General features: G+C 70.7%; 14 protein-coding genes. 4 read left to right on the forward strand and 10 right to left on the reverse strand.

Translation table 11 applies throughout. The features are described from left to right. The first annotated feature begins 107 nt into the window (after window positions 1-107). Window positions 108-1,346 (forward strand): serine hydrolase domain-containing protein, encoded by a 1,239-nt coding sequence (locus SSPN_RS0125615; RefSeq protein ID WP_010310627.1) that lies wholly within the window; start codon window positions 108-110, stop codon window positions 1,344-1,346. Here SSPN_RS0125615 and SSPN_RS0125620 read toward each other — a convergent pair. The 3 genes from SSPN_RS0125620 to SSPN_RS0125630 are packed head-to-tail and all read right to left on the reverse strand — an operon-like array spanning window position 1,335 to window position 3,723. After that, a complete protein-coding gene (locus SSPN_RS0125620; protein WP_044575604.1) occupies window positions 1,335-2,312 on the reverse strand; it encodes an MBL fold metallo-hydrolase in 978 nt (325 codons plus the stop codon). The genes SSPN_RS0125615 and SSPN_RS0125620 overlap by 12 nt on opposite strands. Before the next feature lie 44 nt (window positions 2,313-2,356). Then, window positions 2,357-3,151, reverse strand: coding sequence for an SCO1664 family protein (locus tag SSPN_RS0125625; protein WP_010310631.1), 795 nt, complete (start codon window positions 3,149-3,151; stop codon window positions 2,357-2,359). Window positions 3,152-3,156: 5 nt separating this feature from the next. Next, window positions 3,157-3,723 carry a DUF3090 domain-containing protein gene (locus SSPN_RS0125630; RefSeq protein ID WP_010310632.1) on the reverse strand — a complete coding sequence of 189 codons (567 nt, stop codon included), beginning with the start codon at window positions 3,721-3,723 and terminating at the stop codon, window positions 3,157-3,159. A 232-nt stretch (window positions 3,724-3,955) separates the two neighbouring features. Here SSPN_RS0125630 and SSPN_RS0125635 point away from each other — a divergent pair, with 232 nt between their 5' ends. Together SSPN_RS0125635 and SSPN_RS0125640 are read left to right on the forward strand one after the other, a co-directional pair. Then, the gene (locus SSPN_RS0125635; protein WP_044575606.1) at window positions 3,956-4,888 is read left to right on the forward strand and encodes a S66 peptidase family protein; all 933 of its coding nucleotides are present in this window, start codon (window positions 3,956-3,958) and stop codon (window positions 4,886-4,888) included. A gap of 72 nt (window positions 4,889-4,960) precedes the next feature. Continuing rightward, window positions 4,961-5,590, forward strand: coding sequence for a nucleoside/nucleotide kinase family protein (locus SSPN_RS0125640; protein WP_010310635.1), 630 nt, complete (start codon window positions 4,961-4,963; stop codon window positions 5,588-5,590). Window positions 5,591-5,613: 23 nt separating this feature from the next. Here the strand turns inward: SSPN_RS0125640 and SSPN_RS0125645 are convergent, their stop codons facing one another. Genes SSPN_RS0125645 through SSPN_RS0125660 form a run of 4 tightly spaced genes read right to left on the reverse strand, consistent with a single transcriptional unit; the run spans window position 5,614 to window position 10,933 of the window. Continuing rightward, a complete protein-coding gene (locus SSPN_RS0125645; RefSeq protein WP_010310636.1) occupies window positions 5,614-7,212 on the reverse strand; it encodes a dipeptide ABC transporter ATP-binding protein in 1,599 nt (532 codons plus the stop codon). Then, the gene (locus SSPN_RS0125650; RefSeq protein WP_010310638.1) at window positions 7,209-8,105 is read right to left on the reverse strand and encodes an ABC transporter permease; all 897 of its coding nucleotides are present in this window, start codon (window positions 8,103-8,105) and stop codon (window positions 7,209-7,211) included. The genes SSPN_RS0125645 and SSPN_RS0125650 overlap by 4 nt, the downstream gene beginning before the upstream one ends. Next, window positions 8,102-9,139 (reverse strand): ABC transporter permease, encoded by a 1,038-nt coding sequence (locus tag SSPN_RS0125655; RefSeq protein WP_010310640.1) that lies wholly within the window; start codon window positions 9,137-9,139, stop codon window positions 8,102-8,104. The genes SSPN_RS0125650 and SSPN_RS0125655 overlap by 4 nt, the downstream gene beginning before the upstream one ends. Window positions 9,140-9,142: 3 nt before the next feature. Then, entirely contained in the window at window positions 9,143-10,933 is a 1,791-nt protein-coding gene (locus tag SSPN_RS0125660) for an ABC transporter substrate-binding protein (protein WP_010310643.1), read from the reverse strand. A 169-nt stretch (window positions 10,934-11,102) separates the two neighbouring features. Between SSPN_RS0125660 and SSPN_RS0125665 the strand changes: the two genes are divergently transcribed. After that, window positions 11,103-11,930: a M55 family metallopeptidase gene (locus SSPN_RS0125665; protein WP_029535718.1), complete on the forward strand. Its 828-nt coding sequence runs from the start codon at window positions 11,103-11,105 to the stop codon at window positions 11,928-11,930. Between the two features lie 20 nt (window positions 11,931-11,950). Here SSPN_RS0125665 and SSPN_RS62940 read toward each other — a convergent pair whose 3' ends face one another. The 3 genes from SSPN_RS62940 to SSPN_RS45785 all read right to left on the reverse strand — a co-directional run. Beyond that, on the reverse strand, window positions 11,951-12,568 hold the full coding sequence (locus tag SSPN_RS62940) for a transposase (RefSeq protein WP_010310645.1): 618 nt from the start codon (window positions 12,566-12,568) through the stop codon (window positions 11,951-11,953). A 357-nt stretch (window positions 12,569-12,925) separates the two neighbouring features. Continuing rightward, window positions 12,926-13,837 carry an NAD(P)-dependent oxidoreductase gene (locus SSPN_RS0125675; RefSeq protein ID WP_010306133.1) on the reverse strand — a complete coding sequence of 304 codons (912 nt, stop codon included), beginning with the start codon at window positions 13,835-13,837 and terminating at the stop codon, window positions 12,926-12,928. Continuing rightward, window positions 13,834-14,269, reverse strand: a 436-nt coding sequence (locus SSPN_RS45785; RefSeq protein WP_148272041.1) for a bifunctional 4-hydroxy-2-oxoglutarate aldolase/2-dehydro-3-deoxy-phosphogluconate aldolase, incomplete at its 5' end; no start/stop codon positions are given. The genes SSPN_RS0125675 and SSPN_RS45785, both read right to left, overlap by 4 nt.

Consider the following 14,269-nt stretch of genomic DNA (forward strand, 5'->3'; position numbering starts at 1 on the left):
TACCGGCAGGAACCGACAAGCGCTGCCATAGCAGAAAGGATTTCGCATGTGGGCTCGCTGGAGTAGAAACACCGAGTAACCCGCGATGGCACGCGCAGGAGGATCAAGTGGCCCTGGAAATCGAGGTCGAGCCCGGCGAAGTCGGTTTCGACGCCGCCCGGCTGAACCGGATCGACGAGCACTTCGCGAAGTACGTGGAGGCCGGCAAGCTGCCGGGCTGGCTGGCGCTGGTGTCCCGGCACGGCAAGATCGCGCACCTGTCGACGCACGGCATGCGCGACATCGCCAGCGGCGCCCCGATGCAGACCGACACGCTGTTCCGGATCTACTCCATGACCAAGCCGGTCACCTCGGTGGCGATCATGATGCTGCACGAGGAGTGCGCCTTCGAGCTCACCGACCCGGTCGCCGACTTCATCCCATCGTTTGCCGACCTGCGGGTCTACCGCGGCGGGACCGCCCGCGCCCCGCAGACCCGCCCGGCAGGCGAGGACATGCGGATCTGGCACCTGCTGACGCACACCTCCGGCCTCACCTACCCCTTCCACTACCTGAACCCGGTCGACGAGCTCTACCGCCGCGCCGGGTTCGAGTTCGGCATGGCTGCCGACCTCGACCTGGCGGGCTGCTGCGACGCCTGGGCGAGCATGCCGCTGCTGTTCGACCCGGGCACGGCCTGGAACTACTCGGTGGCCACCGACGTGCTGGGCCGGATCGTGGAGGTGGCGTCCGGGCAGACGCTGGACGAGTTCTTCCGCACCCGCATCTTCGAGCCGCTGGGCATGACCGACACCGGCTTCGCGGTGGACCGCGCCAACGCCGACCGGCTCGCCACCCTCTACATGGCCGACCCGCAGGGCAAGGCCCGCCCATACCCGAAGCACGGGAAGCTGCACGCGGCGGCGTTCGAGCTGCCCAAGGCCCTCTCCGGCGGCGGCGGGCTGTTCTCCTCCGCGCACGACTACCACCGGTTCACGCAGATGCTGCGCCGCGAGGGCGAGCTCGACGGCACGCGCGTGCTCGGCAGCCGCACGGTGCGGTACATGACCCGAAACCACCTGCCCGGCGGCGCGGACCTGGAAACCCTGGCGCTCGGGTCGTTCTCCGAGGTGGCCAACGCGGGCAAGGGCTTCGGGCTGGGCTTCGCGGTGATCGACGACCCGCTGGCGGCGAAGGTGATCGGCTCCCGGGGCGAGCTCTCCTGGGGCGGCCTGGCCAGCACCGTGTTCTGGGTGGACCCGGCCGAGGACCTGACGGTGCTGTTCCTGACCCAGCTGATGCCGTCGAGCACCCACCCGATCCGCCCCCAACTGCACCAACTCGTCTACCAGTCCCTAGTGGACTGAAAGACTGCTTCCGGGCTCGACACCCGAGCCCAGGACGCGGGATTCGCCGATGGCGAAGTCCCAGAGCTGCTGCGGGTCGCGGCCGGTGTCGCGCCAGGCCTTGCGGACGCGGCTCAGCGGTTCGACGACCGGTTCCCGGGTCAGCACGAACGTCCCCCAGTGCATCGTCGCCGCGTACCTCGCGCCCAGGTCCGTCACCGCCCGCACCGCCTCCTCCGGGTTCATGTGCACCGGCTTCATGAACCACCGCGGCGCGTACGCGCCGATCGGCACCATCGCCACGTCGATGCCCTGGTACTGCTGCCCGATCTCGGCGAAGTGCGGGCCGTAGCCGGTGTCCCCGGCGTGGTAGACCCGGTGCTCCGGGCCGGAGATCACCCAGCTGCCCCACAGGCTGCGGCAGGTGTCCCGCGGGCCGCGGCGGCTCCAGTGCTGCGCGGGCGCGAAGTCGAACGTCAGCCCGGCGACCTCCGCCGACTGCCACCAGTCCAGCTCGACGACCTCGGTAAAGCCGCGGCGCCGGAACCAGCGGCCCACCCCGGCGGGCACCAGCACCGGGGTGTCGCGCGGCAACCGCAGCACGGTGGGCGCGTCCAGGTGGTCGTAGTGGTTGTGGCTGATCACGACCGCGTCGACGGGCGGCAACTCGCCGAAGGAGACACCCGGCGGCGTCAGCCGGCGCGGCACGCCGGGAATCCGGGACGACCAAACGGGATCGGTGAGCACCGTGGCCCCGGCCATCCGCACCACGTAGGTCGCGTGGCCGACCCAGGTGACCGCGGTGTCCCGCGCCGTGACCGGCGGCAGCCCGGTGCGCAGCACCGGGATCCGGTTGGAGTCCTCCACCCGGCCGCGGAATCCACCGGTCCACATCAGCCGCAGCACGTCGCTGAAGCGGGGCAGCGGCGTGTGCAGGCGGTCGGCGTAGGAGGGCTGGATCGTCGGCTGCTGGTACCGGGTTCGCACCCGACCAGATTGCCCCGCCCGGCAGCCGGTCCGCACCCGCGGCTTCAGAACGCGGGCCAGGGGATGGCCGGCCATTCCCCGGAGGGGGCGGGGAACGTCCCCTCCTCCAGCAGCCGCTCGATGCGCGCGTTGACCGCCTGGATTTCCTTCGGCGTCACGTGTTCTGCCAGCTCAGCGGCCAGCGGGCCTTCCATTAGGGCGCGCAGCTCGCCGAGCCGGTCGACGACGTCGGCCGGCAGCGGCTGGCCGATCCAGCCCCAGAGCACGGTGCGCAGCTTGTCGTCGGTGTTCAGGCTCACGCCGTGATCGACGCCCAGCACCTGGCCGTCCGGCGCGTGCAGGACGTGCCCGCCCTTGCGGTCGGCATTGTTGATCACGATGTCGAGCACGGCTAACAGCCGCAGCTGTTCGTGGTCGGCGTGCGCCAGCACCACCGGGTCGCCGCGGTGGTCCTGGGCGCGCAGTACCGGCAGCCAACCGTCCGGCACCTCGCCCGGGCCGACGATGTCGACCAGCTGCGAATCCTCTTCGGTGTCCACCCACAACTGCACCATGCCCGGCCCGAACGGGCCGTCGCGCAACAGCGTCGGCGGGACCAGCCCCCAGCCGGTGGCCTCGGACAGGAGGTAGGACGCGACCTCGCGACCGGCGAGCGTGCCGTCCGGGAAGTCCCACAGCGGCCGCTCCCCGCGCACCGGCTTGTAGACGCACTCGGCTGAGACGCCGTCGGCCTCGATCCTGCAGAACAGCGTCGCGTTGGACGCCTCCACCAGCCGCCCCTGCACGTCCAACCGGCCGTGCAGGAGCAGTTCGCGGACCGCGGGATCACCGGCGCGCACGCCGGTCAGACCTCTTCCGAGCGGCGGTAGCCGTTCTGCCGCGGGCAGATGTGACCGGCCGGGTCCAGCGGTTCGGCGCACAGCGGGCACGGCTTCCGGCCCGCGTTGATGACGCGCTCGGCGCGCTCGGCGAACGCCCGGGCATTCGCGGGGCTGAGGAACACCCGCAGCGCGTCGGGGCCCTCCTCGGTGTCGTCGAGGACCACCGACTCGTCGATCTCCTCCTCGGTGACCGCGAGCAGCTCGACGACCACCGCTTCGGACTCGGCGTCCCAGCCCAGCCCCATCGTGCCGACCCGGAACTCCTCGTCCACCGGCACCGCCAGCGGGTCGGTGTCGACCAGGTCGTCGGGGGTCTCGGTGGGCAGGTCGGTGTTGAACCGCCGTTGCACTTCCTCCAGCAGCGCGCCGATGCGTTCGGCCAGCACCGACACCTGCTGCTTCTCTAACTGCACGCTCACCGTGCGGACGTCCTCGGACGCCTGCAGGTAGAAGATGCGCTCACCGGGTTCACCGACCGTTCCGGCGACGAATCGGTCGGGTTGACGGAAGACGTGGATGACACGAGCCATGACACCTCCGACACTAGGCCACCGCGCGCTGACGGTGCGCGGCTGGCCCCCGTTTTGTTCATCACCGTCTCGAACCGGCCCGGTTTCCACCGGGTCATCCGCCGGTTTACTCGCTGAGCACCCCTTTCGACCACCGGTTTCAACCTTGTTCGCCGTTGGCGAACTCGGGCGCTGCACGCTGCGGCCCGATACGATCACGGGCGGTGGTCAAGATCGCGGGATGGAGCACGCCATGAGCATGCGCGAACTACGTCGCCCGCACAGGCTGCGCAGCGGGGACACCGTGGCACTCGTCGCCCCCGCCGGGCCGGTGCCCGAGCACCTGCTCGACGCCGGGCTGGCGCAGCTGCGCTCGTGGGGCCTGAACGCGCGGGTCGGCAAGCACGTCCGGGACCGCCATCCGCATCTGGACTACCTGGCGGGCACCGACGCCGACCGCGCCGCCGACCTGCAGGAGGCGTGGTGCGACCCGGACGTCACCGCGGTGTTCTGCGTGCGCGGCGGCTACGGCAGCATGCGGATCCTCGACCACCTGGACTGGACCGAGATGGCCGCGGCCGGGCCGAAGGTGTTCACCGGCTCCAGCGACATCACCGCCCTGCACGACGCGTTCGCCACCCAGCTCGGCGTGGTCACGGTGTTCGGGCCGATGCTGGCCACGAAGGCGTTCGTCGAGGATCTCGCGGCGCGGGAGCACCTGCGCCGCACGCTGTTCCAGCCCGAGTCGGTCACGATCCTGACGCGTTCCAGCGCGGGCGCGCTCGTGCACGGGCGCGCCCGGGGCATCACCTACGGCGGCAACCTGAGCATCGTCGCGGGTTCCCTCGGCGCGCCGGATGCACCGACCCCACCGGAGCGCGGGATCGCCATGCTCGAAGACGTCACGGAGGACCCGTACCGGCTGGACCGGTTCGTCACGCAGTTGCTGCGCGCGGGCTGGTTCGACCACGCTGCCGGGATCGCGCTCGGTTCCTGGACCGAATGCGGGCCGCTGGAGGAGGTGCGCGCGGTGATGTCGGACCTGCTGGGCAGCCTGGGCGTGCCGATCATGTGGGAGCTCGGCTTCGGCCACTGCGACGCGCAGCGCACAATCCCGCTCGGCGTGGCCGCCGAACTCGACACCGACGCGCAGCGGCTGTCGATCCTCCAACCGGCGCTGCGCTAGTTGGCTTTCCGCCGGGCGTAATGCTGGCGCACCTGCGGGAGTACCTGAAGACCGCTTGATACGTTCGGTCCCATGCACGTCCGCCCCATCTCCCCCGAACTGCTGGCCGCGGAGGTGGTCGAACGCATCGACGCGCTTCCGGGGCGCTGGGCGCGGGTGGCGGTGGACGGCGCGCCCGCCGCCGACACCGGCGATTTCGCCGAGGCCCTGGTCGAACCGCTGCGGTCGCTGGGGCGCGAGGTGGCCCGGGTGCGCACCGCGGACTACCTGCGCCCCGCTTCGCTGCGGCTGGAACACGGCCACGAGGACCCTGATTCGTTCTACGAGAGCTGGTTCGACTTCAAGGCCCTGGCCCGCGAGGTGCTGAACCCGTTGTCCCCCAGTGGAAGCGGCCAGGTCCTACCGGCCTTCTGGGACGCCGAGGCGGACCGCTCGCCCCGCCTGCCCCGCACCACCCTCCCGGAGCGAGGAGTGGCCATTGTGGACGGACCGCTGCTACTCGGCGCGGGCCTGGCCTTCGACTTCGCGGTGCACCTGTGGCTGCCGCAAGCCGCCCTGGAACGGCGAACCCCCGAACCCGACCGCTGGACCCTGCCCGCCTTCCGGCGCTACGCCGGAGAAGTCGGCCCGGAACGCCTCGCCGACTACGTCGCCCGCGTCGACCGCCCGGGCCGGCCCGCCGTGATCGACAGCCTGGACTGAACCGCCAGGCGCGGTGCTCGGGCCTACGCCGCGCGGCGCTCCACCGTCGGAACGGCGGCAAGGAGCGTCTTCGTGTAGTCGTGCTGGGGGTCGAGCAGGACCTGTTCCACCGGGCCGACTTCGACGAGGTCCCCCTGGTACATCACCGCCACCCGGTCGGCGATGTTCCAGGCCAGGCCGAGGTCGTGGGTGATCACCAGGGTCGACAGGCCGCGTTCGGCCCGCAATCGCAGCAGTAGCGCCAAGATCTCGCCGCGCACCGTCGCATCCAGCGACGCCACCGGTTCGTCGGCGATCAGCACCCGCGGTTCCAGCACGAGCGCACCGGCGATCACCACGCGTTGCCGCTGACCGCCCGAGAGCTCTTGCGGCAGGCGGCCGAAGAACTTCTCCGCTGGCCGCAGCTCCGCCGCCTCGAGCGCCGCCGCGACCCTCCCCCGCTCGTCGTCGGTGATGCCGTGGATGCGCAAACCCTCCGCCACCGCTTCGTAAACGGTGTGCCGGGGGTTGAGCGCCCCGGTCGGGTCCTGCAGCACCAACTGCACCTGCTTGCGGTACTCGCGCAGCCCCGCGCTGCTGGTCGGCAGCGGCGTACCGTCGAAGCGCACCGCACCGCCGGTCGGCTGCTGCAGCCCCAGCATCGTCCGGGCCAGCGTCGTCTTGCCGGAGCCGGACTGCCCGACCAGCGCGACGATCTCGTTCTCGTCGACCGCGAGGTCCACCCCGCGCACGGCGTGCACGGTCTGCCCGGAGCGGCTGGTGAAGTCTACCGACACCGACTCGGCGGACAGCAGCGCCGATCCGCTCGGCACCCCTTCGGTGAACCGGAACCGCGGGTCGCCGACCGTCGGGAAGGCGCTGGCCAGCGCCTTGCTGTGCGCGTGCTGCGGCGCGGTCATCACCTGCCGCGACGGACCGTGCTCGACGACCTGGCCCTGGTACATCACCGCGAGCCGGGCGCAGCTGGCCGACAGCACCGAGAGGTCGTGGCTGATCATCATCAGCGCGATGCCGCGCTCCGCGACCAGCCGCCCCATCAGCTCCAGGATCTGGGCCTGCACCACCACGTCCAGCGCGGTCGTGGGTTCGTCGGCGATCACCAGCCGCGGCTCGCAGGCCAGGGCCATCGCGATCATCACCCGCTGCTTCTGCCCGCCGGAGAGCTCGTGCGGGTAAGCACCGGCCCGCTCCGCGGGGAGCTCCACCTGCGCGAGCAGGTCCGCGACCCGCGCGCGCAGGTCGCCGTTCGCCCGGCCGTGCAGCCTGATCGGCTCCGCGATCTGATCGCCGATGGTGCGCACCGGGTTCAACGCGTGCATCGCGCCCTGGAAAACCACCGACGCGCTCGCCCAGCGCACCGCGCGCAGCTGCCCGAACGTCATCTCGCGAACGTCCTTGCCGTCCAGCAGGATCTCGCCGTCGATGCGCGCCGAGCTCGGCAGCAGCCGCAGCACGGACATCGCCAGCGTCGTCTTGCCGCAACCGGATTCCCCAGCCAGGCCCAGGGTTTCACCCTCGGCGAGGCTCAGGCTCACGCCCCGCACGGCGACCATTCCCGGCGAGGCCTCCTGGGCACCCCGGTAGGCCACCGCCACGTCGCGCATTTGCAGAATCGGAGTCACCGTCGCCCCCGCAACCTCGGATTGAACACCGTCTCCAGCGCCCGCCCGCACAACGTGAAGCTGAGCACCACCATCACGATCCCCAGGCCCGGCGGCAGCAAGTACCACCACGCACCGCCGGTGACCGCGCCCGTGTCCATCGCGGACTTCAGCATCGAGCCCCACGACACCCGGCCCGGGTCGCCGAGCCCCAGGAACGAAAGCGTCGACTCGGCGATGATCGCGCTGGCCACCGACAACGTGGTGTTGGCGAACACCAGCGGCAGCACCGCGGGCAGCACGTGGCGGCCGATGATGTGGCCGTGCCCGGCGCCCAGGACCCGCGCCCGCTCGATGTAGGGGCGGGCCTCGACGGTCAGCGTCTGGGCCCGCACCATCCGCGCGGTGGCCGGCCAGGCCGTCACCCCGATCGCCAGCACGATCGTCCAGAGCCCGCGGGCGAGCACCGTGGACAACGCGATGGCCAGCACCAGGGACGGCAGGACCAGGAAGAAGTCGGTGACGCGCAGCAGCACCCGGGAGGTCCAGCCACCGAAGTGGGCCGCGAGCACGCCCACCACGGTGCCGATCAGGACCGACAGCACCGCCGCGGAAAGCCCGACGACCAGCGAAACCCGCGCACCCCACCAGGTCAGCAGCAGCACCGAACGACCGGATTCGTCGGTGCCGAGCCAGAATTCGCTGCTCGGCGCACGCAGCGGCTCGCCGGGCGCCCGCGTGACGTCCAGGCCGCTGGCGTCGGTGAGCAGCGGCGCGAACAACGCCAACGCGCCGACCACGACCAGCAGCACGAGACCTACCAGCCCGGCCCGGTCCGCGCGGAAGACGCGCCACGCCTCGGCCGCCCGGGCCTTGCGGCGGGTCCAGATGATCTGCCCGGCGGTGGCTGTCATGATTCACGCACCCTCGGATCGAGCACCCGGTAGAGCAGTTCGGCCAACACGTTCATCACCACCACGCTCCCGGCAAGCACGATGAAAATGCCTTGCAGCAACGGCAGGTCCGGCACCCGCAGCGCCTCGTAGGTCAGCAGCCCCAGGCCCGGCCAGGAGAACACTGTCTCCACCGTGATCGCGCCCGCCACCACCAGCCCCAGCCGCAGGAAGATCAGCGTGACGGTGGGCAGCAGCGCGTTGGGCACCGCATGCCGGCGCCGCACCAAGTCCTCGCGCAGGCCCTTGGCGCGCGCGGTCGTCAGGTAGTCCTCGCCCATTTCCTCCAGCAGCGACGAGCGCATCACCATCAGGTACTCGGCGTAGATCACCGCCACCAGGGTCAGCGTCGGCAGCACCAGGTGGTGGGCGACGTCGAGGACCTGCGGCAGCAGTTCCGGCGGCGTGTCCGGCGAGGAGATCCCACCGACCGGGAACAGGCCCGGGATCGGCCCGACCCCGACGCCGAAGGCCATCAGCACGATCAACCCGAGCCAGAACGTCGGCACCGACCACAGCGTCAGGGCGATCGAGGTCGACGTCTTGTCGAAGGCCTCGCCGTGCCGCCACGCCGCGCGGCTGCCCATCCAAAGCCCCAGCAGCACGGCGATCACGGTCGCGGTGCCCACCAGCAGCACGGTCGGGCCGATGCGCTCGAGGATCAGCTCGCCCACCGGGCGGCTGTAGGTGTAGGACGTGCCGAGGTCACCGCGCAGCAGGTTGCCGAGGAAGTCCAGGAACTGCTTCCAAAGCGGCTGGTCCAGGCCGAACCGCTCCCGCAGCACGGCGATCTGCTGCGCGGTCACCGGCGCGCCGTGGGTCATGGTGCGCACCGGGTCGCCGGGCATCACCCGGAACAGGAAGAACCCCAGTACCGCCACCATGAACAGGCTCACCAGGCCGCCGCCGAGCTTGCCGCTCAGGTAGCGGGCCATCCGGCGGCCCCTGCTGGTCGGCGGTGGCGGTTCGCCGACGGTGACGAGTGCTTCGGACACGGCTTACTCCCTGGTGTCGGCGGTCGCGCGGCGGCGGACCACCACGAGCGCCACTACGACGCCGGCCAGCATCACGACCCCGCCGAGCACCCAGGCGACACCGGTGTAGTCGGTGCCCGAGCCGTTCAGCGCCTTGTCGGTGGGCTGCGCGCCGTAGTAGCTCCAGTAGCCCTGCTGCGCCACGATCACGCCGTCGGTCTTCGGCTGCAGGGTGAACCCGCTGTAGCGGTCGGCGCGGTAGGCCTCCAGCGAATTCTGGTACCACAGGATCAGACCGGCGGCCTGGTCGTAGAACCGGGCCTGCGCCTGCTTGACCAGATCGACCCGCTTCGCCTGGTCGAACTCGCCGAGCTGCCGGTTGTAGAGGTCGTCGTACTGCTGGTCGCACAGGAACGTGTCCGGGTTGCCGCCGCCGTCGGGGCCGGGCCGGGACGCGCAGGTCTGCAGCCGGAGCACGTAATCCGGGTCCGGGTTGGCCGACCAGCCGCTGATGACCATGTCGTAGTCGCCGCTGGTGGTGCGGTCGTTGAGCTGGTTGTCCGACACCGGCTGCAGGTCGACGCCGATGCCCAGATCGGCCAGCCAACGCTTGACGAACTCACCGACCTGGGTGTCTTCCGACCGGGAACCGTGCAGCACGAGTTTGAAGTTCAGCGGCTCACCCTGCGGGGTCCGGCGGATGCCGTCCGCGCCGCGTGCGTAACCCGCCTCGTCGAGCTTCCGGTTGGCCGCCGCCGGGTCGAAGGTCCGCGGCTGCGGCGGAGTCCACTGGTAATCGGAGAAGATCGGCGGCAGGTACCCGCCGCCCTCCTGGCCGTAGCCACCGAGCACCCGCTCCACCAGGACCTTCCGGTCGATCGCCTGGTCGATGGCCTGCCGCACCCGCACGTCCTTCAGCGCCGGGTGGCCGGTGCCGATCGGCTGGTTCTCGCTGTTGGCCGCACCCGGGTTGAGCGACAGTTCGAAGAACCGCCGCCCCTGGCCCTTGACCTGCTGGATGTCGGGCTGCCCGGCCAGCGCGTCGAACTGCGCGGAGGTGAGCTTCTGGACGACGTCGACGTCGCCCTTGCGCAGCGCCTGCACCGCGGCGTCACTGTTCTTGAACTGGATGAACTGCAACCCGGCGACCTTCGGCGCACCGCGCCAGAACCCGGGGTTGGCGGTCAGCGTGACGTCCCGCTCGGCGCGATAGCCGGTGAGCGTGAACGGCCCGCTGCCGACGACCGGCATCTGGTCGTTGGCGAAGGTCGCGACGTCGGCGACCTTCGACCACACGTGCTCGGGCACGATCGGCGCGTCGATCGCCAGCATCGTGGCCTGCGGCGTCTTCGTGCGGATCACCAGCGTGGTGTCGTCCGGGGCCGTGACGGCCTCGAAATTCTTCACGACGTTCCCGTTCGCGGTGCTCGCGGCCGGGTCGGTCATCATCCGGTTGAACGTGTAGGCCGCGTCGTGGGCGGTCACCGGCTGCCCGTCGGACCACTTGACGCCGGAGCGGATCCGGAAGGTCCAGGCGAGCCTGTCCGGGGAGGGCTCCCAGCTCTCGGCGAGCTCCGGCATCACCGAGAAGTCGTCCGGGCTGTAGGTCGTCAGCGTCGGGTAGATGGACCGGAAGATGTCGCTGGAGGCCACCGTGTAGCCCAGGAACGGGTTCAACGAATCGATCTGCTGTTGCAGCCCGATCCGGAGCGTCGCTCCGTCGTGGCGCGCGCCGTCACCCTGCGCCGATGCCGGCATCGGTGCCAGCAATCCGACCAACAGCACCGCCCAGAGCACGGCGAATCGTCTGCTCACGGTGCCCCCTCCTTTACAGCGAATGAGAAAAAGGAACCATCTTCGGGCGCTGTTCGTCAATGGTTAACCGAAGGTCGTTTCCGAGCCACGTCACGCAGGGGAACCGTACCGTTACGCGTTCGGCGCGTCGCCGCCCGAAATCCTGGTTGCGCGGCATAGATTTGCCGCCGTGCGGATCTTGCTCTCAGCTGACATGGAAGGCGTCACCGGCGTCACCTGGACCGACGACGTGGTGCCGGGGACCGAGCAGTGGCAGCGCTTCCGCCGCCTGTTCACCGGGGACGTCAACGCGTGCGTCGAAGGGCTCTGCGCGGGCGGCGCCGCCGACGTCTTGGTGAACGAGGCGCACTCCGCGCAGCGAAATCTGCTGCTGGAGGACCTCGATCAGCGGGCCGTGCTGCTGACCGGGCGGCACAAGCCGCTGTCCATGATGCAGGGCATCGATTCCGATGTGGACGGTGTGGTGTTCCTCGGCTACCACGCGGGCGCGGGCGAGGAAGGCGTCCTTTCGCACACCTACCTGGAGAACTCCATCACCGGGGTGTGGCTCGACGGCGCCCCCGCCGGGGAGGGTGGTCTCAACGCGGCGCTGGCCGCCGAGTACGGGGTGCCGGTCCTGCTGGTCACCGGCGACGACCGGGCCTGCTCCGAGGCCGCAGGCTACGCACCCGCCGCGAAGACCGTCGCGGTCAAGGAATGCGTGAGCCGCTACGCGGCGATCTGCCGCCCACCGGCCCGCACCGCGGCCGACATCCGCGCCGCAGCCACCGAAAGCCTCGCGCTGGCCGGGCGGACCGAGGGCGTGGTCCGGCCGCACCGCATCGAAATGGAGTTCGACGCCTCGCACCTGGCCACTGCCGCCGAGGTGATCCCGACCGTCGAGCAGCTGGACGTGCGGCGGGTCGGGTTCGACGCGCCGAACATGACCGAGGCGATGAAGGCGTTCAAGATCGTGACGACCATCGCGGGCCGCGCCATCCAGGGCAGCTACGGCTGACTACAAAAACTGTCTCCACACTAACCCTGCGTAGCAGCGACCCACCCCATCGAGGCCATGCGGCACCGGCTACGCACCCCGAAGCAGCGAAGCTCTACAAGAAACGCGGCGCCACCGTCGAATCCGTCAACGGCATGATCAAAGACCGCCACCGACTCCGGCGGTTCAGGGTCGCCGCCGCGGTTGAGGCGGTGGCGGTGGGTGCGGCCGGAGGACGCGGGGATCGGTGCGGCCGCGGTCAGGTGCGCGAACGCTGCTTCGGAGCGCATGCGTTCGGGGTTGTCCCCGGCGGAGGTCAGCAGCTGGCCGGCGGTTTCGGGGCCGACGCCGAACAGCTCCAGCAGTGCGGGGGCGGCCTGCCGGGTCAGCGGGCCGAGTTCCGCGTCGAGCTCGGTGATCTCGGTGTCGAGGGTCTGGTGGCGGCGGGCCAGGCGCCGCAGGGCCGCCCGGGTGGCCGCCAGCGGGTGGGACAGGTCGTCGCCGGGCCGCAGCCTCGCGAGTGTGCGTATCAGCGCGGCCCGGTCCAGGCCGGTGGTCTGCTCACGCAGTATCGCCGGTGCCGAGACCAGTAGGCCGCGGATCTGGTTCATCGCCTGGGTACGGGCCTTGACCGCACTGCGGCGCGCGATCCGCAGCACCCACCGCTCGCCTCGGCGAACTCAACCTCACCGCCACAACCCACAACCTCCGCCGCCTATTCACCACCCTCCACACCACCACCACAACCTGAGCAGGAGCGTGCCTCCAGCCCACCCCTGTCCAGCAACCACAACACCCAAACCAAAACCACAACAGCCTCGTAGATGGCACAAACGGTCCGCTCACTCCACATTCCCAACGTAAGCCCCAGCGCACTGACGTGAAGCGAACGGACTGTCCACCCCGGTAGACGGCACAAACGGTCCGTTCACTCCACACAGCGCATTCCGAAACGGCCTCGGCAGCACCCAGAGGGCACAGATGCGGATCTGTCGTTCTGCCGGGCCAGGTGGGGGTCAGTAGCCCGCGGTGCGGTCGATGACGCCGAGGAGTGGTTGGCCTGCGAGGCGGCGGCGGACGTTTTCCTCCACCCGCCGCGCCAGCGCCGGGACCAGCAAGGACTTCGGGTTCGCCGAGTGCGGCGAGATGATCGCGCGCGGGTGCTGGAACAGCGGGTGTCCGTCCGGCAGCGGCTCCGGATCCGTCACGTCCAGCGCCGCGCCACCGATACGCTCCGCGTCCAGCGCCTCGACCAGCGCGTCGGTGTCGACCAGCGATCCGCGGGCAACGTTGATCAGCCACGCGTCCGCTTTCATCCGGGACAGTGCGCTTGCGTCGACCAGCTTCGCCGTCTTGGCCGTCGCGGGCGCGGCGACCACGACGAAGTCCGACTCCGCGAGCAGCCGGTCCATCCCAGCCTCGTCGTCGGCCGGCCAGGTCCAGGCCGCCCCGGCGACCGGCTTCCCGGACCGGTTCACCGCCAGCACCCGAACGCCGAAGGGCTGCAGCAAATCGATCAGCGCCCGGCCGATGCCACCGGCGCCGATGATCCCGACCGTGGCGCCGAAGAGGCTGAGCATGCCCGCCGGTCGCGCCCAGTTCTCCGCGCGCGCCATCGCGTGCAGCTGCCGCGCCCCGGTCAGCATCAGTCCAAGTGTGTGCTCGGCGACGGTCTGGGCGTAGGTGCCCGCCGCGGAAGTGAAGGTTATCCCGTCGCGCAGCGCGCCGGCGGCGACCCACGCTTCGATTCCGGCCGATGGGAGCTGCACCCATTCCAGGCCAGGGTGGTCGAACTCGGCGAACCGCTCGGGGCCTGCGCCGTACCAGGTCAGCGCGGTGGCCTCCGCGGCCGGGCTGATCTCGGCGCCTGCCGCCACGACGGCCGCCGTCAACTCTGGCGGGGCGACCGGACCAATGTGGACTTTCACGACTTCGTCACCTCGGCCTCCTCGACCAACTTCGCCAACTCGGGCAGCTGCTCGGCATCCTCCAACGCCGAACCGACCGCAACCACGGTGGCCCCCGCCGCGAGGAACTCCGGCGCGTTGCGCGCGTTCATCCCGCCGGTGGCCACCATCCGCAGGCCGGGGAACGGCCCGTGCATCGCCTTGAACCAACCGGCGCCCAGTTCGGCGGCCGGGAACGCCTTGACCCACGACAGCCCGAGCCGGTGGGCTTGCTGTATCTCGCTGGGCGTGGCCGCGCCGGGCAGGTGCGGCACGCCGAGTTCCGCGCTCAGCCACACCACTTCGGGATCCAGCCCCGGCGCCACGGTGAATGCCGCGCCCAGTTCCTTGGCCGTGTGCACCTGCTCCGTGCTCACCACCGTCCCGGCCCCCACCGGCCGACCCCGCAGCACG

This window comes from Saccharopolyspora spinosa NRRL 18395, assembly GCF_000194155.1.
Taxonomy (GTDB): Bacteria; Actinomycetota; Actinomycetes; order Mycobacteriales; family Pseudonocardiaceae; genus Saccharopolyspora; species Saccharopolyspora spinosa.